Here is a 19,029-nt window from a genome sequence, read left to right on the forward strand (position 1 = left end):
CTTAGCGCCCCGCCAACCGGATGGAGTCCGACTTTGATTGGTTGCGATTGATCAATACGGCCGTGTCCTTGCCGAGCCGCATGACCAGCGTGTTCGGGACGCCCTCTACGACTACGAAGGAGCCCTGCTGGCGATAGTTCAGAAGACCTTCGCGGCCTTCCTCGTCGCGGTCGAACAAGGCGGGCATCGGCGCCCCGGCTTTCCACTGAAGGTAGAGCGAGTGGCCGTCGTCATAGTAGCGGGCGGGAAGCAGTTCCTTGTCGCCCTTTCCCTTCCACGCATAGTTCATCTTGGGATGAGCGACGGCCGGAGCCGCGGCAGACGCGGCGACGGCCGGAGCCGCGGCAGACGCATCCGCGAGGAGTTGCGGGTAGGCAATTTTCTTCTGCGGCGCTTCCGCACTTGGCGGGGGCAATGCGCCATAGGTGAAGCGCAGGTTGTACATCGGCGTGCTGCCCGTCGAGGCGACGCTGAGATCGAAGAGATAGGTGCGCTGATCGGTGATGACCGTCATGTTGGTCTTCGCCTTGCCCATCAGCGGCTTCAGGAACAGCAGGTTGGCGCGCTTGTTCGGCGTCACCTGCCAGGCTGAGGAATCGCCAACGGCGACATTCTCAATCTGCTCGCCTTGGCCGAACTCGATCATCGATTGGTAGCCGAGACGGCCCTGAACCTTGACGACCTTGTCGGCCTGGTAATGGACGCTCTGGAGCCGCGGATCGGCTGCGTGAGCAGGAACGGCGAAAAGCGCCAGGGCCAGGAAGGCGGCCGGGATTTTCGTCATGAGCTGGTCCTCTGAAACTGCATGTTACGTGGTCGATATTGGCGGCTGAGACTGCCCAGCCGTGGGTCGGTGCGGGGTGCGGGCGCAGGGGCAGTGGTGGCATCCACCGTCTGGCTCGCGCTCGAATAAAGAGGATAGGTGGGAGCGGGAGCGCGGTCGTAACTCGCTGCCCCGCCCGACGCGGCGCTGATGATCGCGCGGACGCGAGGATCGCTGTTGCTTGCGGTCGCGGCAGCCGGTTCGAGGCCGACGGACGGAACCTGCGACTGACCCGGAACGGCTTCCACAGAAGTGGTCGAGGTCTTGCGCTCGCGGCTTGCGCCGAACGGCAACCGCCACCCGGCAACCATTGTTGCCGAGATCTTGAGGGTCACGGCCATCAGGGCGCAGTAGACGGCAGCGGCCAAGAAGAGCGTCGTGGTCAGCCGGAGCGGGACCTGGCCGCCCGCTGCTGCAAGGGAGTCCAGCATCGGCGAGAGCAGCGCGATGGTCGCTCCTCCGATCAGGACCGCCAGAAGCGGAGTCAGAGCGAACAGGACAGCTGCCTTCAGCCAGCCCTCAAACAAGCCGCGGCTCCCCTCGAATAGGCCGCAGATGATGAAGATGGGGCCCAGCGCGAGCATTGCCGCGAGCGCGATCCTTGCGACAAGCAGAACTCCAACCGTTCCCAGCAGGAGCAGGAGAGCGGACAGCCAAAGCAGGTCCGGTCCGGACGCGATCGAGCCGGTGTCCGTCAAACCCTTCGTGGCGGCTTCGGTCGCGGCGGCAGCCTGCGCTACGACCACGAAGATCTTGTCGAGCCGGTCGGCGAACAATGAAGTCGCGCTTCCGTTCGTGCCGATGAGCAGGCTCGCGATCTGGTCGGGGGCACCGACCAGCAGGTTCCAGATCACGGACTGATAGGCGACCCACGAGGTCGCGAACGTCAGCGCAATGCCAAGCGTCATCATCCGCGGGGTCAGACTGGACAAGGAAAGCGACGTCCGGCCGGTCAGCAATCCAATAGCGTAGAAGCCGATGTACAGGGTCAGCGCCGCCGTCAGCGCCTGGCCGAGCAGAGCATCCGTCCCGAATAGGCGCGCGAAAGCGAACGATGCCGCCTCGCCGCTCATGCAGTCGACGACGCGCAGCGCCTCGGCGATGCCGGACGGGCCGGCGCCGTCGAATGTCGGGCAACCGCTCACTCAGCCGCCTCGATGTAGAGCACGTCATCGTCCGCATCCGGACCGCCGGGCCACGGAGCCCGCGTCAGCAGCGGATACCAGTGGGCGGGATCGTCCCCGACGTTGGCGCGGATTGCGTCGAGCCGCCGGACGGTGGACTCACGGCCCGACAGGACGAGCAGGAGTTCCGGCATTCCAGCCAGGTCCAGCCGCGCAACCACGCTATGGTTGGCATGGCGGATCAGGAAGCAGCGGCTGTGTGCGGGCAGCGAGCGAATGAGGTCGAGTTCATGCGCCGACAGTCCGAAGCCCGCGCAATAGTCTTCCGCCTTCGCTTTCGGGTTGGGCATGAAGATCATCGTCGCCGTCTGCTCGACGAGCGCCGACGAAATCCGGCTGTCGAGAGCGTCGCGCGCCGACTGCGTCGCGAAGCCGACGATCGCGTTGCGCTTACGAAGCGTCTTCAGCCAATCGCGGATGCGCGCGGCGAAGACTGGATCGTCGAGCGCCTTCCAACCTTCGTCGATCAGCACTGCGGTCGGTTCGCCGTCGAGCCGCTCGTCGATGCGGTGGAAGAGGTACATCATCGCCGGAGTTCGCAGGCGCGGGCTGTCCAGCAGCGCGGTCATGTCGAAACCCAAGATGCGCGCGCTCAGGTCGAGATGGTCCTCGTCATTGTCGAACAGCCAAGCATGCTCGCCATTGTTGACCCATGGATCCAGACGGGACTGAAGGTCGCCCGCTTCCGGCCGGCGACGGCCGCCGAGCAGTTCCTGAAAATAGCGGAGCCGGCGGAAGGCCGGATCGTGATCGAAACAGGCGTCGACCGCCGCCGAGATGGAGGCAAGCTCCTCCGGCCCCTCGGCGTTGAGGAGCACGCCGAGCCAGTCGCGCAAGAAGGCCTTGTTTTCGGGAGTGTTCGGCAGGCGAAGCGGGTTGAAGCCTGTCGGCTCGCCCGGGCGAAGGACCGAGTAATGGCCGCCCGCAGCCCGAAGGAAGATCTCGGCGCCACGATCCTTGTCGAAAAAGATCGTGCGCGGACCGAATTTCTGCGCCTGCGCGGCGAGGAAGTTGAGCACGACCGTCTTGCCCGACCCGGATGGGCCGATGATCGAGAAGTGGCCGAGATCGCCCTCGTGGAAGTTGAAGAAATAAGGGGTCGAGCTGGTCGTCTCGAGCACGGAAACGGAATCGCCCCAGTGATTGCCGACCGGCTGACCAACCGGATAGCCGTGGAGCGAGATGAAGCCGGCCGCATTGGCGGTCGAGATGAGCGCTCTGCGAACGATGTAGGATTCGTTGCCCGGGAACTGGCCCCAGAAGAGCGGCTCCAGATTCACGTCCTCACGCACCGCGATCGCGCCGATGTCGGCGATGCCGGCTGCAGCATTCGCCATCGCCGTATCGAGCTCGGCGAGGTCCGACGCACGAACGAGAAGGCTGAAGTGATGGTCGCCGAAACCGGCCTGGCCAGCCCCGAGCGCGTCGCGTGCCGAGAGCATCTCCCGTCGCTCGGTTCCGCTGTCTTCCTCGCTGGCTTTCTGACGGCGGAGCGCGAGGTCGATTCGCTCGCGCGCAATCTGCCGGTCGGCCGGAGCGAAGGTCTCCGTGAGGACCAGCTCGCACGGAAGCCGGAGGATGTTGTCGATCAGGCCGGGACGGGTCTCTGCCGGATATTCCTTGATCGAGAGCATGGCCGCGAAGCTGCGTCCGCTCGCGCCTCCCACTTCAAGCGCGTCGAGGCCGAAACTCACGCGCTTGTACGGAAGGTGATGCCCTAGGTCGCTGCCGTCCGGAGGCATGGCGACCGGCCGCATCTCGCCATTGTAGATGCTCGAAAGGAATTCGAGCGGCTCCGAGAGTTCGCCGGTGTCGGTCCGGTAGGTAGACAATAGGCGCGCACCATAGGGCTCGAGGCCGGCGAGCAACGAAGCCGTCGCGGCTTCAAGGTCGCGAATGGCGCCGTGATCGTCTTCGGTGCGACGGCTGAAGCGGCGCTGCAGGCGCTCGGGCCAGCCCGTCTTGCCCCGCGCCGGACGGCGAACGATGGTCAGGAACTGCTCGTTCACGAACAGCCGGCGCTCGGCCAGCCGCGCATCCCACTGCTTGCCGACAGCAGCGCAGAAGGGGGAATCGAACTCGCCGCCTGAGGCGACTGTCACCCGCCGTCGAACGACGTGATGGTAGAGCACGAAGCGTGCGTCGACGACGCTGCGCAGAAGCACTTCCCGCACCGCCTGGGCATGGTCGAGCTGTTCGGAATCCTGGGTCTCGAACTCCATCCCACCGATGTGCAACGTGCGCATCACCGCACCGTCGCGAAGCCGGATCGTCGCGTCGTCGATGTGGCGGTCGAACGGCAGGCGATCGCCTGCCTTTGCTTCCCGCTTCATCCACTGCGCAGGGCCGGTCCACTTCATTAGCGCCTCCTTAAGGCGAATAGCTGTTGCAGCCCCAGCGCTTGTAGTTGCGCACCCGGGGGCAGCGGCTGACCTTGGTCAGCCAGAGATCGAAGACGCGGGGCTCGCGCAGGCACAGGAAATATCCGACGGCATGGATCGCCAGCGCCGCCGGAAGGGCCAGGAACGAGCGGGTCAGGAGAAAAAGCTCCGTTGTGACCGCGGCATTGATCACGAAGAAATTGAACGTCACTCCGGCGAACATTTGCGGCCGGGTCAGGGCGCGAAAGAGCGGCGCGCGCACCTAGGCTAACCCGAGACCGCCGCGGTCGACTGGATGCCCGACACGATCGCTGCCGATCCGAACAGGATGAAGCAGCCGATGATCACCGTAGCTCCGACGCGCCAGTTGAGGCGGCCGGTCAGCATCATGAAACCGACCATGGCGACCGCGATCACGGCGACCGAAGTTGCGACATTGCCGAGCAAAGTGCCCTGCAGCCAGCTGAGCGCCGACACGATCGGGCCCGAGCCCTGCGGATTGGCCTGCGCGAATGCCGCTGACGGCATGGCGGCAGCGGCAAGTGCGACCGTCGCTTTGACAATCTTCACTACTATTTTCCTTCTTGAATCGAATTGGCCGCGAGGCGCGCGACGATGGCGCGCACATACGCTTGCGTTTCAGGAATCGACGGAATCCCCCGTGCCGTCATCACCCGCCCCGGACCCGCGTTATAGGCCGCTAGCGCCTTCTCAACGTCGCCGTCGAAACGGTTCAGTTGCTGACGAAGGTACCGCGCACCCCCCGCCAGATTCTGTATCGGGTCGCGCGGGTCGACGCCAAGGTCACGCGCCGTTCCGGGCATCAATTGCGCCAAACCGATTGCGCCTGCCCGAGACATGGCCGTCGGGTTCCAACGGCTCTCCTGCCAGACCAGCGCCTCGAGCAGGTGCGGACTGATGTCGTTGGCCTTGGCGATGTCCTGCAACGCCTGTGCGTAGTTCCCCGTGATGCGGTCGCTGAGGACGGTCACGGCACCGTCCGGGAAGATGGCGACATCGTCCGTAATCCCGGTCGTCTGCTGTGTTTCGTCCGACATCCAGGTCGCGTTCGGAGCATCGCTCAGGGTCTTGACCGACCCCTTCGGACCGATCTCGATCACGTCGGCCTGCGCCGCGCCCGCCCACACAAGGCCGAACGCGAGCGCGAGATGCCGCATCAAGCTCACGGCACCGCGACCAATCGTGGATTCGCGTTCCAGGTGAAGCCGGCGAACTGCTTCATCTGCCAGCCGTTACCAAGATCGCCGGCCGAGCAATTGAGCTTCTTGTCGAGACAATTGTCTTCCCACATCTGGTGCACGGTCGGATCCCAGGCCATCCAGAAATCGGCGTGGAAGGTGGTCCCGCGCGGCAAGCTCGGGAGCATCTCGTCCGAAGACAGGCGCCAGTTCCCCACGTTGGAGTCCGTTGTGAACCATGCTCCGAGAGTGAAAGTCGGGATGACGTACGGGTGCGTCGACGGGCACTTGAAGTAGCCCCAGTCGCCATAGCTAGCGTAAGCAACGTGATCGCGGTGGTTCGCGCTGTCGAGGTTCTTGCCGTCCCAACAGTCCGGAGCCTCGATGACTGCACCCAGCTGCGCACCGGCCGGGCAATTCTTCGCGGCCTCCGGAAGCGTCTTGTACTTGCCGGGGACGGAACCGGGTCCCTGGCAATTGAACCAGAGGAAGCCGGTCGGCGATTTGCCCGTCAGCATGTCGTAACCGAAGATGAACTTCAGGCCGTTCGGCAAATTGACGCAATTGCCCTGAGCCTGCGGATCGCCGCTCGAGAGGCTGCATTTCGGGTCGGATTTCGGCCGGCGCTTGTAATAGATGCTCACGAAGTCTGGGCGGACAACGTTGCCTGCTCCATCCAGCATCGCCGGCATCCAGTAGGCCGAGCGGTTAAGCGGAGACATGCACGTCGACTGGCCGCTGGTGCGGAGCGAGTTGTATGTAGAGGACGCGTTCGCGCCCGTGTTTCCGTAGAACTGGTGAAGGTGACTCTTGCCGGGCTGGCCTGGATAGACGATCGGATCGTCGCGAAGCACCTGGCCGGCATTACAGATAAAGCGGAATGCTCCGACGACGTCCGGGCTGGCTGAAGGCGGGATTGCGCCATTGCCACCGGCCGGAACCAACTCGGAGTTGTAGTCGAAGTTCGAAGCGATCGCCGCTTCGCCGAGCAGGCTCGGGCTGGGGGTCGGCGACGTGGGCGGCGGCGGCGCTGGCGTTGGGGCCGGCGCTGCTGTGTCGGACGTCGTCGTATCGTGGCTCGAGTTGTCTTTGGCTGAAACCTTGCATCCCGTAAGAACGGCAAACAGCATTAGTGACGCGGCAAGCGTCCTCAAATTCATGCGCAAATCAGGAATGACCCCCCTCCGGGTCTAGAAATTAACGAAGCTTACCGTGAGAATGTGACCTGTTCGGAGTCGCAGCAACAAGCGTCTTGCGACCTATCCGCGACGTGTCGGTGTTTTTTACAGTCGAAACGAGGAACGCCGTAAGAGTAACGTAAACATCCGATTAAGCATTGGATTACACGGACTGCGCTAACTCGAATTGTATCGCTCCCGACATGAATCGACCTGCTTGTCGATTGGTTTAGCGCCGCTTCATCAATTCGGCGGCTTCCCGGACGCGCTGGGCTTCGGAAAGCGGGACCACGAGCACATGGTCGGCGGTCGCGATGACGACAAGGTTCTCGACGCCGATCGTGACGATTTCGGGTCCATCTGATCGAACCAGGCAGCCACGACTCCCCAGGGAGTGCGCTCTTCCACCCAGGACGTTCCCGTCCGCATCCTTGGGTGCCAGGTCGAAGACCGCCGCCCAGCTTCCGACGTCCGACCAGCTCAATCGGACGGGGACGACGGCGACCCGGTCCGAGTGCTCCATCACCGCATAGTCGATCGAGGTGACTGGGCAGCCGGCCAAGGCGTCGCGGTCGGGCGTAGTTCCCTGACCTTCGACCGAGGCTCGTTCCATCGCGGCTTTCGCCGCGCCATAGATTTCCGGCGCATGACGTTGGAGCTCACGGCGCATCGCAGCCGCGCTGAACATGAACATGCCTGAGTTCCAGTAAGCCTTCCCCGAGCGAATAAGCTGCTCCGCGACCTCCTTCGCGGGCTTCTCCACGAACGAGCTCGCTTCGAGCACGCCGTTGCCGATCGGATCGCCGCCGGTGATGTAACCGTAACCGGTCTCCGGCTGCTCGGGTTCAATTCCAAAGGTGATGAGATGTCCCGCCTCAGCCGCCGGGAGACCCCGCCGCACTGCTTCGTACAGCGGCGCAGGATCGGTGATGTAATGGTCACTCGGAAGGACGAGCATGATAGCGTTTTCGTCCGTAGCTAGTGCCGCCAACGCGACTGCGGCCGCCGACCCGCGCGGAATGGGCTCGAGAATCAGCCGAGCATTCGGCGCCAGCTTCCCGACATCGTCCGCCTGGGAGGCCGCCCCGACAATCATTGGAGGAGCGAAGAGGTCGGGATCCCCCACTCTATCGAGCGTTTGCTCGACCATCGTCCCCTTGCCGACCATTTCCAGGAGGTGTTTGGGTCGGTTTCCCGTAGAGATGGGCCACAATCGAGTGCCGGAACCACCGGCGAGAATGACAGGCTGAACAAGGCTTTTCATCGCACAGCCATATCGTTCACTGCGCAGCCGGCCAAATCCCGCTGAATGATACTGCGCCAGCTCGACACATTTCTGTTCAAAATCGGGACGAATTAAACTCTTCGGTTGATTCGGGAGCTTAATTTTGAGTTAATGGTTACTTGGAGTCGTGCACGTATTTTTGAGCGCGTGGATGGCTCGCTTTTCAGGGATTTTCATGGCGGCCAAACGTATCCCAAGCCAATCTCGAAGGCGTCTGAGCGCGACTAGCCGCGCCCGCCGCGAGAAGCTTGCTGCCGCAAAGAGGCGGAACACGGCGCTTGCTGTCAGCGGGGCGGTGGCCATTGTCCTCGCCGCTCCACTGTCGATTGCCGCGTACATGGGCGTGGAAACGTCCCTTCCCGGGTTCGAGACAGCCAAGAGCTTCCTTGCGATGATGGCCGATCGTTCGCCGGGCGACCGGACCAAGGGCGAGCTGACCAAGACGAAGAAGGCTGCGGCCCCGGCGCCCCAGCAGCGTGCGCTCGGCAAGATCACAAAGCCTGAGCCACCCAAGGAATTCATCGAGGCCATCGCACCGCAGGCCCCGACGCTCCAGGAGCCGGCACAATTTGCCCCGACCATCAGCGGGCTCGGGCCGCTGCTCGTCCCTCCGCCACCCGGTGGAGGGGGCGGGATCTTGTTTCCTCCATCGCCACCGGGAGGTGGAGGCGGAGGCCCGAATCCACCGCCACCGCCGGAAGAGCCGCCGCCTCCACCGCCGCCACCTCCGCCTCCGCCGCCGGCGGTTCCGGAACCCGGCACCTGGGCAACGATGCTGCTCGGCTTTGGACTGACCGGCTGGGTGATGCGCCGGCGCCGCCGCACCGTCGCAGCGATCGTCACAGGATAGCATCATGAAACGCGGGATGGTCGTCGCTCTCGCCTTCGCGGGATTGACCACGGCTGCCGCTGCGGCATGGTCGAGCCGGATTATCGAGCGCCCAGCCCCGGTTGCCTCAACGGACGATGAACTTCCGACATGGGGCGGAAAGGATCGCATCTTCCTGACGAAGGCGCAGCTGTTCCAGGCTCATGCTGAAGGCGCCATCGACCGCGACGTCCAGTCGATCCTCAATGTCCCAAAGCGGATGCATTACGGCGACTTCATCTGGAATGACCGCAACGTTCCAAAAGGACCGGTCTGGGTCCGAGTCGACCTCAAGCAACAGCTGATTTCGGTTTTCCGGGCCGGGCACGAGATTGGCACGGCCGTGATCCTCTACGGTGCCGAAGAGAAGGAAACTCCGGACGGCGTCTTTCCGGTGATCGCCAAGATCAAGGACCACAAGTCCGTGACCTATGGGGATGCACCGATGCCCTATACCCTGAGACTTACGAACGACGGCGTCTCGATCCACGGGAGCGACGTTCGGTGGGGAGCCGCGACGCACGGATGCATCGGCGTGCCGCTTGAATTCGCCCAGAAGCTGTACGGACAGGTCTCCAGGGGCGATCAGGTCGTGATCGTGTCTGACGACGAGCAGCGCGCATCCTGACGCGAATTCCGTATCGCGGCCGCAATTCATCGTCCGCGTAAACTCTTTGGTGACCATCCCCTGCGAAAAGACAGGAGCTCAACCGAGGTTGCTCCATGTCTCTTTCGCGCCTGCGTCGCGTTGCCGCCGTACTTGCACTGGCTTCGGCCAGTCCAATGCTCGTGGGCGGCGTCGGACCGCGGCAGAACTTCGATGAGAGACTCCTCGCCGCGCAAAATCGTGAGCGGGATGCAATCGGCGCTGCCCCCCTTAGCTGGGATCCGGTGCTTGCGCGCTCAGCGCGCGACTGGGCTCGCTATCTCGCCCGAACCGGCAAGTTCGAGCATTCGCCGGACAGTCCTTGGTGGTCGGGCCCCGAAGGCGAGAATCTCTGGGCAGGCACGGTCAATTACTATCAACCGGAAGCGATGGTCGGTTTGTGGGCCTCTGAGAAGCGCGCCTACAAGGCCGGTGTCTTCCCCAACAACAGCCGCACCGGCCGCGTCGAGGATGTCGGCCATTATACTCAGCTGATCTGGGAGAAGACCGGTGCAGTTGGCTGCGCTCTCGAGCGCGGGCGCAACGAGGACTTTCTGGTCTGCCGCTACACACAGGCCGGGAATGTCCTCGGTGAACGTCCAATCTGAAACCGGGCGATGATCGAACGCGTCCTCTTCCTGGCAACGATCGCTGGCGGCGCCACGCTTGGCGTGTTCTGGCCGCTTCACAAGAGCGATGCCCCGACGATCAGTCCGGCTGCGATCGAAGTCACGCTGGAGCGCAATTCTGACCGTCATTTCTACGCGGATGCCGAGGTGAACGGTCGCAGCGTCCATTTCCTTGTCGACACCGGGTCCAGCGAGATCGCGCTTACGGAAGACGATGCACGGAAAATCGGCATCGAGGTGGACCCCTCGAAATACGAGCTGATCGGTCAAGGCGCGTCCGGGATCGTGCGCGGCCAATATGTCGAGTTGAGCGAAATCCAGCTTGGCGCAATTCGTGAAAGCAACGCCAAGGCCGTTGTCGTTCAGGGCGCCGATGTTTCGCTGCTCGGCCAGCCGTTCCTCGAGAACATCGACGAGATCGTCATCCGGAAGGGCGAGATGCTTCTGCGCGACCAGAAGGATTCGTAGCCAGCCTCGCCGCCTGGCGGCGCTTCCCGAACTCTCGGACCCTCCTCGTAATCGGTTGCTCGAAATAGCGTGTCGAAACATGCGCAAGAGCGAACGTCAGCCCGAATAGTAGCGGCCGCTTCAGATATTTTTCCAGGCGCTCGCCGCTTCCGAGCCAGGTATGCGAGAGCACGCCGTGAATGACGTAGAGGGCGTAGGAAATCTCAGCCACATAGGCCATCGGCCGAGACACGAGGATCCGCTGCAGGAATGCCGGCGCGCCCGTTAGCGAAGAGCCGACCAGGATCGCGGCTGCATAGGGCCGCAGATATTGCAGCGGCCCGGCATCGGGATGGCTGCAGACGATCAACGCGACTGCGAATGGCCAGACTGGCAGTTTCCTGAGGATGCCGGACGCGCGTTCCCCGAACCATCCTGCGTAGACGAGCGCGATGGTGCCGCCGGCGAGGATCTCATCAACGCGGTGCCAGGTGACGATGCTGATGTGCTCGCCCGCGACAATCCGGGCGCTGGTGACTGCAATCGCAAGGACGGGCACCAGATAGAGGCCGCGCCGGCCGAAAAGAAGGCAGATCGTCGCGACCGTCAGGTAGAACTGCATCTCGACGCAAAGGGACCAGAGATGCTCGCCGCCGATCAGCAGGCTGACCGGCGGAAGGTTCGCGACGAAAAGCAGGTTCCGGGCGACCGTTACCGGGTCGTACTGGTGCCACAGGACCAAGAATAGCATGGCAGCCCAGGACAAGGGCACGATCCTCGCGAGGCGCTTCATTACGAAGATGCCAAGGGGTGCGCCGGCCGCCAGAAACTGCACGATCAGGAAGCCGGAGAGAGTGAAGAAAAGCGCCATTCCCATGGCGCCGGACAATTCGTTGAGTTCAAGGACCTTCGGCCCCAGCGGGAGCAGGTGCGCACCCAGCACAAGCAGGATGCTCGTCGCTCGCCAACCGTCGAGAACCGGGATTCGGGTGGACAGCCTGGGCTGAGCCTGGATCGGGGCTACGGATTGTTCGTCCGTCGCGTCACTGTCCATCGCCCGTTCGTCACGCACGCGGCTTAGCTCGCCTGCGCCAGCGCGCCGCCGGGAATGGCGCGCGCCACACCGCTCCTCGCTGCCGATCTGGAACGTGCCGCGATCGCCACGAGAAGGCCGGCGGAAATCGCAAAGAGATAGTGCAGCACGAAGTCCATGAAGACGAATTCGTACGAGATGTGCGCAACCGCGACGATCATCGTCGCGAGCAGGCCCGGAACGAGTTCACCATGTTCGCCGGCCACATGCCGCCTGAGCAATCGGAACCCGAGAACGATAATCGACACGAGCGTCGCGGCGAATCCGACCAGTCCCAGGAAGCCCATTTCCGCAGTGACGAGATAATAGGTGCTGTGCACCGCGGCGGCGCGATTGTCCTCGTTCCAGGCGACACCCGCCCGCTGCGAGTATCCGCCCGTATTCGCGACCAGGACATATTGGTTGGCGCCCACGCCGAACGGATGATCGGCGATTATCATCTTGGCCGCCTGCTTCATCGCAGACCGCTCGTAGTCGCTCGACTCCTTCGCGGCATCGGTCCGACGATTGGCCGCCCATAACATCGCCGGAACGGCCGCGATGAGCAGCATGGCAAGCATGCCTGCGAAAGCATTCTTGCGTGACGTCTTCCCGTGGCGGATCGAAAGGATCACGGTGAGGATCACGCCGATGGCGAGCAGTCCCATCGTAGCCCTAGACCCGCCGAGCACGGCGATGATGAGCCCGGCACCCGCGGTCGCTGCGGGCCAATAGGTTCGGCGGGTTCCGAGCATGAGGGCGACAGCGGGAAAGACCACGAAATCGAGGCTGAGGCCGATGAAATTCGGATGGCCGAGACTTCCTCCGGGTCGCGGATTTCCCGTCACATATTGATAGATCACGACCAGAGCCTCGATCATCAGACCGAAGCCGAGACCGGAAATCAGGGCGACGGGAGCCTCTTCGACGGTCGCACAAGCATGTGCCACCGCGATAAACAAGAGCACGGTTCTGAAGAGCTGCCAGGCGTAAAACGTCGCCGGGATCCACTGGTAAGCGACGAAGGTCGAGACCAGGACAGCTAGACAATAGATCCCGAACGCCAGCTTCAACGAGAGAGGTATTCGAACGCTTTTCGTCGACGCGATCAGCGCGATCGAAATGGCATCGACAAATGAGACTTCGATGCCCCTAGCCAGACCCGGCCAAAGCGGCCAGGCGATTGGCGCGGCCCATAGCCGCGGAGCCAGGAAAAACATCGTAGCGCCAAGGACGAAGCAGGCTTGCACGATATAGCGCGGCTGCGACCGCAAGAAGCCCGCAAGCGCGGGCGTCCCGATAATCAGCGCAAGAAGGAAGATCCATTTCACGCCAGTTGCTGCCCGCTAGCTCCCCACTCGATCCGATGAACGATCATATCGCCGCTCAGTCCGGTCGGTAAGCGCTTTTCATTGCAGGGAATCGTTTAAAATTCGCCCGGCCTTCGCAGCGAACCCAATGGTTGCGTGCCCCCTCCGCAACTCACGGATTATTCTCTTGATTGCCACTAGCCCGGCTGTCCATTGTGAGACCGGGCACGATCGAGTTTAGACTGGCAACGGACGATCCGGTCTCGGGCCAAGGGGGAATGAAGCACTGATGTTCCTGGGCGTGCCGAAGTCGATCGTCGTCCGCCTGGGCTGGATGAGCGTTGGCTACGGCGGCGCTCAGCTTCTGCGGCTGGCCAACAACGTCATCCTCGCCCGGCTTCTCGCGCCGCCAATATTCGGGCTCATGGCAGTCGTGAATTCGATCCGGACCGGCGTCGAGCTGCTTTCCGATGTCGGGATCATGCAGAACATCGTCAGCAACCCGCGTGGCGATCATCCCGATTTCTACGATACTGCCTGGACTTTGCAGGCCGTCAGGGGAGTTGTGTTGGCGGCCATTTGCATGGCGCTCGCGGTCCCGCTTGCCCGCTTCTTCGAATATCCGGAATTGGCTGCGATCCTGCCGGTGGCCTCGCTGTTCTTTGTCTTCACCGGGTTCGATTCCACAGCTCGCCCACTGATCCAGAAGCAGCTTCAGGTCGCTCGCATCAATCTTTTCGACATTGGCATCGGCGTTGTTTCGCTGGTCGCTCATGTCGTGCTTGCGATCCTCACGCCGACGGTCTGGGCGCTTGTGCTTGGAAGCGTCATCACTGGGGCAGCGACGCTGATCGGGAGCTTCCTCTTCATCCCGGGTATGCGCCACCGATTCATGATCGATCCTGAGAGCGCCCGGCAACTGTTGAAGTTCGGGAAGTGGGTGTTCCTTTCGTCGATCGTCTACTTCTTCGCCATGAATTTCGATCGCCTCTATTTCGCGAAGGTGATCAGCCTCTCGGAACTCGGCGTTTACGGTATCGCACGAAGCCTGGCCGATATGGTCAGCCTGTTCGTAGCTCGGGCGAGCAATTTCGTGCTCTTCCCGACTGTCGCTGCGGCAGGTCTCGCGCCTCCGGAACTCCGGCAGAAGCTGCTTCATGGCAGGCGGACATTGCTCCTGGCCGCCGCAGTCATCCTAGGCTCGTTTCTGGCAATCTCCGGGATCGTCGTCGATCTACTCTACGACCAGCGTTACCAGCAGGCAGGCCTGATCCTTCCTGTTCTCTGCGTCGGGGTCTGGTTCGGAATCCTGACCTCGACGAACGATTCCATCCTGATGGGGCTGGCCCGCCCCGCCTACCCCGCGCTTTCCAACACGGCGAAGCTGATCAGCTATTTGATCGGGGTCCCGCTGGCATTTCACTATTTCGGCTTCATGGGAGCCGTTGCTGTCATCAGCCTGGGCGAGATCGTGAAATATGCGGCCCTCTGGATGCTGAGCCACAAGGAGCACCTGCATTTCGGTCGCGATGATCTCGCGCTCACCTTCGCCTTTGCCGCGACTGCTCTGGCGATTGGAGAGATTACGCGTCTGCTTGGAATTGGAGGTGGAATCCAGGGCATGATCCCGCAATTCCTCCTGCAAATTGCTGGCAAGGTCTGACAATCGGCGACCGTCCGATTCTGGCACGGCTAACCCGTTGGCAGATTTCGAAATGGCGCCCCACAAGCCGAACGGTTAGACCGGGACCAAGGGTAGCGCAGGAGAATTCATGCTAGCGATAGGGGGGAGGACGGCCATTGCGGTCGCCATCTGCACCTACAAGCGCAATGAATTGCTCACGCGCCTGCTCGAGGCCCTGCTGGTGTGTGCCGAGCAGGTCCGGGATCGTGCGGCCGTGGGCGTCGCGCTGGTGGACGACACACCTGACGGACAGGCACGCGTCGTTGCGGACGCCTTTGCCGACCGCTTCGAGCTTGGGCTGGAGTATCGGATTTCCGGCCGTAAAAATATCTCTCTGGCCCGCAATCTTGCAGTCGCGACCGCCCTCGATCTCGGCGACTGGATCGCCATGACCGACGACGATTGCGAGCCGCCTTCGCAATGGCTGGAGGCGCTGCTCAATCTTCAACAGGAAACAGGAGCCGATGCGGTTACCGGACGCATGGTCCGCCGTGTTCCCGAAAACTCCCCGCGGTGGATCACGGAACAGCCGTTCCTCGATCTTGGCGTCGAAGAACTCTCCGACGCGAGCGAAATGCCGACAGCTGCAACGTTCAACACGATGATGTCTGGCCAGTGGCTGAGGGATCATCCCAAAATCCGGTTCTCCCCAGAATTTGGAGTGATCGGCGGAGAGGATATGGTCTTCTTCCGCGCGGCGCGGGCGGCAGGGCTGTCGATCAGATTTTCGAAAGACGGGTTCGTTTACGAAAACGAGTCCGCGGAGCGCGCCACGTTCGGCTATCAGCTCTACGTCCACTTCTGGCATGGCAACAGCGCCGCTCTTGCCTGCATCAAGAGTGGAATGAAGCGGTCCCGTATGTTCGTTCACGGCAGCGCGTCGCTGGCGCGAGCAATAATGCGGCAATTGTCGCGGCTCGCCCGTGGGCAAAAGCCGCAGTTCCGTTTCTGTCTCGCGCAGATCCTGCAATCAATCGGCAAGCTGCTTGGCTCGGTCGGCGTCGAAATAGATCACCGCTAGGCCCATGCGCATCCTATTCGCTCTTCCTGGCCTGCACCGGTTCGGCCGCGGCGCCGAAGTCGTCTTCGAATCCATCGCGCAGCAAATCGCCGCGGCTGGGAACCACCAGGTCACTCTAGTTGGCTCCGGTGAGGTCCGGCCCGGCCGCGCCTATGACTTCGTCCACGTCCCCGCTGTTTCGCGAGAGCGGTTCGAGCACTGGCCGAAGCTTCCGTTCCTCCGGCACGAGTTCATGTACGAGGAACTGACCTTCGCGGCCGGCCTGCTGCGATTGCCAATTGTCGAGCAGGCGGATGTGACAATGACCTGCAGCTATCCCTACACAAACTGGGCGTTGCGCCGCCGGCGCAGCGGAGGCCGGCCCGCCCATGTCTTCGTGACTCAGAACGGTGACTGGCCCGCGCTTAAACGGGGGCCGGAACCGCGTTTCTTCTCCTGTGACGGACTGATTTGCACCAATCCGCTCTACTATGAGCGCAATAGCGCGCGCTGGCATTCGACATTGATTCCGAACGGGGTCGATCCGCTACGCTTCCTTCCAGGGCCGGCACGCAGGGCCGAACTGGGCCTTCCGGTCGACCGTCAAATCATCCTGATGGTCAGCGCGCTCGAGCCCGGCAAACGGGTCATCGAAGCTATGCGGGCAGTCGCCGGCGTTCCGGATGCCCTTCTGGTCGTCGCAGGTGACGGTCCGCTGCGCGACGAGGTGGACCGGCTTGCTGCTGAGCGGCTTCCCGGGCGCTTCCTTCGCACGACCTTCAGTCACGAGCAGATGCCCGATCTTTACCGGAGCGCCGATCTCTTCCTGCATACCAAGATTCAGGAGTCCTTCGGCAACGTCTACATCGAGGCGCTGAGCTGCGGAATTCCAATCGTCGCGCATGACGATGAAGTCACGCGCTGGATCCTCGGTGATCACGCAATGCTTGTCGACACGACGTCGGAAGCGGCCCTGAAGAATGCGATCCGGAACGCGTTGACCAAGCCCATGGTGGATGCCGAAGCGGCAGCGTGGGCGCATGCCCGATACAGCTGGAAAGTTGTCGCCGGGAAGTACGTTGACTTCTTCGAGGACGTTCTGGACAGGTCCGGGAATTCCCGCGCACATCCGTCCGCCGACCCAATCCGCCAGGGAGCCCAGGCTTGACCGCACCAAATGTCGTGACCGGCGGACCTGTTCGCGCAGCGATCGTGGGAACCGGCTACATTGCCGAATTCCACGTGCGCGGAATCCAGAACGCGCGCGAGGTCGAGCTTGTCGCAGTCTGCGATTCCAACGCGACCGTCGCGAAGGCGTTCGCGGCCGGCCTCGGCGTTCCGGCCTATTCCTCGCTGCAGACCCTGCTGGCTGAACAGCGCGTCGACGTCGTCCACCTGCTGGTACCGCCCGATCTGCATTACCCTCTTGCGAAGGTGGTGCTCGAGGCTGGAGCAAACGTCTTCATCGAAAAGCCGATGTGCGTTTCGGCCGAGGAGACGCGCGATCTCCTTGATCTCGCCGGTGCGAAGGGCCTGACGATCGGCGTCAACCACAGCATGCTTTTCGAAGGCGCATTCCAGCGACTGCGCGACCATGTGCGAAACGGCGATCTTGGACCGCTTGACCATGTGACGTTCAACCACTTTGCGGAGCTCGCCTTCATTCGCTTCGGGCCGTTCGGCAACTGGATGCTCCGCGAGCCGGGCAATGCGTTGCTGGAAATCGGTCCACATCCGGTCTCCGGACTCGTCGACCTGCTGGGCGTTCCGGATGAAATCCAGGTTGCTGCCGATCGCGACATCGTCCTGCCAGGTGGAGCACGCGCTTACCGCCGCTGGCGAATTCACACGCGCGTCGGCCGCACCGCAGCCGACATCAATATCGAGCTTGGGCCGGGATTTCCCCAGCGCACCATCGCCGTGCGGGGCCTCCTCGGCACTGCGCTCGCAGACCTGGATTCGAACATCTGCACGATCGACAGGCGGACACCCGCAAGTCCCGATTTCGACCGGCACAAGCGAGGCGTCTCGATTGCGTCGCAGGTGAGTGCGCAGGCCCGCTCGACACTTGCCGATTACATTCTGACGAAGGCCAAGCTGCGCCGCCGTGGCAACCCGTACCAGCTGTCGATCATGAACAGCATCGCGGCCTTCTACGACGGGCTGCGCTCGCCTGCAGGCCTGGATAGCCGGATTACTGGCGAAACGGGCCGATCCGTCATCGAAACCTGCGAGACGATCATCCGGAAGGCGAAGCTCAAGGGCCGCGTCGAGACCACCCGGGTCGGCCCCTCCCCCGGGCTCCAACCGACGATCCTGGTCTTGGGCGGTACGGGCTTCATCGGGCGCCAGTTGATCAAGCAGTTGCTCGACAAGGGCCATGCCGTGCGAGCGGCCGCGCGTGGATCGAGCCTCCCGCTCGAAGAGCTCGGTAGCGATCGCCTGGAAATCGTGCGGGCCGACATGCGGTCCGAGGAAGATCTCGAGCGCATACTCGCGGGTATCGACTTTGTGTTTCACCTCGCCACGTCGGACGCCAGAACCTGGGACCAGTTCATCGAGCGCGAAGTTGAGCCGGCGCGAACGCTCGCCCGCGCCTGTCTCAAGCACGGTATCAAGCGGCTGATCTACACCGGCACGATCGATTCACTTTACGCTGGCAGCCGCGCTGGCACGATTACCGAGCGGACGCCGCTCGATCCGAACATCAGGCGCCGCAACTATTACGCACGTGCCAAGGCGGCGGTTGAAAACCTGCTGACCGACATGCATCGCGCGGACGGCCTTCCGGTCGTTATCGCACGTCCCGGGATTGTCATCGGCCGCGGCGGAAATCCATTCCACTGGGGGGTTGGCAAATGGTCGTCGGAAGGCGTCGTTGAAACGTGGGGAGAAGGCAACAACAAGCTGCCGCTGGTCCTCGTCGAAGATGTCGCGTCGGGCCTGATCCGGGCAATGGAAGCGCCCGGAGTCGAAGGCCGAGCCTATAATCTGGTCGACATTCCGCTGCTTTCAGCGCGCGACTATATCGCCGGGCTTGAACGTCTCGCCGGCTACAAGGTCGAAGTCCATCCACGGCCGATCTGGCGGTTCTGGTTGGCGGACTTTGCAAAATGGCCCATCAAGCTCGCGGTCGGCCATCCCGACGGCGGCAGAATTCCCAGCTATGCAGATTGGGAGTCGCGCACCCAGAAGGCCGTGTTCGACACGAGCCGTACGCGCAAGGAGCTTGGCTGGACGCCGATTTCCGATCCGCAGCGCATGATCGATGAAGGCATCGGAGGGTCGCTGGCGGTTTGGCTGATGGCGCGAGGATGATTGTG

The 19,029-nt window shown here is 62.7% G+C and carries 18 protein-coding genes; 8 read left to right on the plus strand and 10 right to left on the minus strand.

Annotated features, from left to right (window positions below):
- Position 1: 1 nt before the first annotated feature.
- From ACMC5O_RS08720 to ACMC5O_RS08755, 8 genes are all read right to left on the minus strand, one after another.
- Positions 2–784 (minus strand): TrbG/VirB9 family P-type conjugative transfer protein, encoded by a 783-nt coding sequence (locus ACMC5O_RS08720; protein WP_187709116.1) that lies wholly within the window; start codon positions 782–784, stop codon positions 2–4.
- Positions 781–1,968: a type IV secretion system protein gene (locus tag ACMC5O_RS08725; protein WP_426692712.1), complete on the minus strand. Its 1,188-nt coding sequence runs from the start codon at positions 1,966–1,968 to the stop codon at positions 781–783. The genes ACMC5O_RS08720 and ACMC5O_RS08725 overlap by 4 nt, the downstream gene beginning before the upstream one ends.
- Positions 1,965–4,367: a VirB4 family type IV secretion/conjugal transfer ATPase gene (locus ACMC5O_RS08730; RefSeq protein WP_187709114.1), complete on the minus strand. Its 2,403-nt coding sequence runs from the start codon at positions 4,365–4,367 to the stop codon at positions 1,965–1,967. Before ACMC5O_RS08730 ends, ACMC5O_RS08725 begins: the two co-directional genes overlap by 4 nt.
- Positions 4,368–4,377: 10 nt before the next feature.
- A complete protein-coding gene (locus ACMC5O_RS08735) occupies positions 4,378–4,650 on the minus strand; it encodes a type IV secretion system protein VirB3 (RefSeq protein WP_281389410.1) in 273 nt (90 codons plus the stop codon).
- Between the two features lie 5 nt (positions 4,651–4,655).
- Positions 4,656–4,952 carry a TrbC/VirB2 family protein gene (locus tag ACMC5O_RS08740; RefSeq protein WP_425506918.1) on the minus strand — a complete coding sequence of 99 codons (297 nt, stop codon included), beginning with the start codon at positions 4,950–4,952 and terminating at the stop codon, positions 4,656–4,658.
- 8 nt (positions 4,953–4,960) lie between these two features.
- On the minus strand, positions 4,961–5,566 hold the full coding sequence (locus ACMC5O_RS08745) for a lytic transglycosylase domain-containing protein (RefSeq protein ID WP_187709836.1): 606 nt from the start codon (positions 5,564–5,566) through the stop codon (positions 4,961–4,963).
- Positions 5,567–5,571: 5 nt separating this feature from the next.
- Positions 5,572–6,717: a DUF1996 domain-containing protein gene (locus ACMC5O_RS08750; protein ID WP_426692713.1), complete on the minus strand. Its 1,146-nt coding sequence runs from the start codon at positions 6,715–6,717 to the stop codon at positions 5,572–5,574.
- Between the two features lie 277 nt (positions 6,718–6,994).
- Entirely contained in the window at positions 6,995–8,029 is a 1,035-nt protein-coding gene (locus tag ACMC5O_RS08755) for a mannose-1-phosphate guanylyltransferase (RefSeq protein ID WP_187709112.1), read from the minus strand.
- Positions 8,030–8,225: 196 nt separating this feature from the next.
- Here ACMC5O_RS08755 and ACMC5O_RS08760 point away from each other — a divergent pair, with 196 nt between their 5' ends.
- From ACMC5O_RS08760 to ACMC5O_RS08775, 4 genes are all read left to right on the plus strand, one after another.
- Positions 8,226–8,900: a PEPxxWA-CTERM sorting domain-containing protein gene (locus ACMC5O_RS08760; protein WP_187709111.1), complete on the plus strand. Its 675-nt coding sequence runs from the start codon at positions 8,226–8,228 to the stop codon at positions 8,898–8,900.
- A gap of 4 nt (positions 8,901–8,904) precedes the next feature.
- Positions 8,905–9,546, plus strand: coding sequence for a L,D-transpeptidase family protein (locus tag ACMC5O_RS08765; protein ID WP_246444355.1), 642 nt, complete (start codon positions 8,905–8,907; stop codon positions 9,544–9,546).
- A gap of 155 nt (positions 9,547–9,701) precedes the next feature.
- Positions 9,702–10,172 carry a CAP domain-containing protein gene (locus ACMC5O_RS08770; RefSeq protein ID WP_426692714.1) on the plus strand — a complete coding sequence of 157 codons (471 nt, stop codon included), beginning with the start codon at positions 9,702–9,704 and terminating at the stop codon, positions 10,170–10,172.
- Positions 10,173–10,181: 9 nt separating this feature from the next.
- Positions 10,182–10,661 carry a retropepsin-like aspartic protease family protein gene (locus ACMC5O_RS08775; protein ID WP_187709110.1) on the plus strand — a complete coding sequence of 160 codons (480 nt, stop codon included), beginning with the start codon at positions 10,182–10,184 and terminating at the stop codon, positions 10,659–10,661.
- On the opposite strand, the gene ACMC5O_RS08780 is transcribed toward ACMC5O_RS08775, so the two are convergent.
- Both ACMC5O_RS08780 and ACMC5O_RS08785 read right to left on the minus strand, forming a co-directional pair.
- Positions 10,615–11,712, minus strand: a complete 1,098-nt coding sequence (locus ACMC5O_RS08780) for an acyltransferase family protein (protein WP_187709109.1) — start codon at positions 11,710–11,712, stop codon at positions 10,615–10,617. The two genes, ACMC5O_RS08775 and ACMC5O_RS08780, sit on opposite strands and share 47 nt — an antisense overlap.
- 5 nt (positions 11,713–11,717) lie before the next feature.
- Complete coding sequence (locus ACMC5O_RS08785) at positions 11,718–13,043, minus strand: O-antigen ligase family protein (RefSeq protein WP_187709108.1); 1,326 nt, start codon at positions 13,041–13,043, stop codon at positions 11,718–11,720.
- 268 nt (positions 13,044–13,311) lie between these two features.
- On the opposite strand from ACMC5O_RS08785, the gene ACMC5O_RS08790 reads away from it, so the two are divergent.
- The 4 genes from ACMC5O_RS08790 (at position 13,312) to ACMC5O_RS08805 (ending at position 19,024) form a co-directional block, all read left to right on the plus strand.
- The gene (locus ACMC5O_RS08790) at positions 13,312–14,685 is read left to right on the plus strand and encodes an oligosaccharide flippase family protein (RefSeq protein ID WP_426692715.1); all 1,374 of its coding nucleotides are present in this window, start codon (positions 13,312–13,314) and stop codon (positions 14,683–14,685) included.
- A 109-nt stretch (positions 14,686–14,794) separates the two neighbouring features.
- Positions 14,795–15,727 (plus strand): glycosyltransferase family 2 protein, encoded by a 933-nt coding sequence (locus ACMC5O_RS08795; RefSeq protein WP_426692716.1) that lies wholly within the window; start codon positions 14,795–14,797, stop codon positions 15,725–15,727.
- 4 nt (positions 15,728–15,731) lie between these two features.
- Positions 15,732–16,874, plus strand: a complete 1,143-nt coding sequence (locus tag ACMC5O_RS08800; protein ID WP_426692717.1) for a glycosyltransferase family 4 protein — start codon at positions 15,732–15,734, stop codon at positions 16,872–16,874.
- Entirely contained in the window at positions 16,871–19,024 is a 2,154-nt protein-coding gene (locus tag ACMC5O_RS08805) for an NAD-dependent epimerase/dehydratase family protein (protein WP_426692718.1), read from the plus strand. Before ACMC5O_RS08800 ends, ACMC5O_RS08805 begins: the two co-directional genes overlap by 4 nt.
- Positions 19,025–19,029: the final 5 nt, after the last annotated feature.

Source organism: Sphingomonas sediminicola, from assembly GCF_049991885.1.
GTDB lineage: Bacteria > Pseudomonadota > Alphaproteobacteria > Sphingomonadales > Sphingomonadaceae > Sphingomicrobium > Sphingomicrobium sediminicola.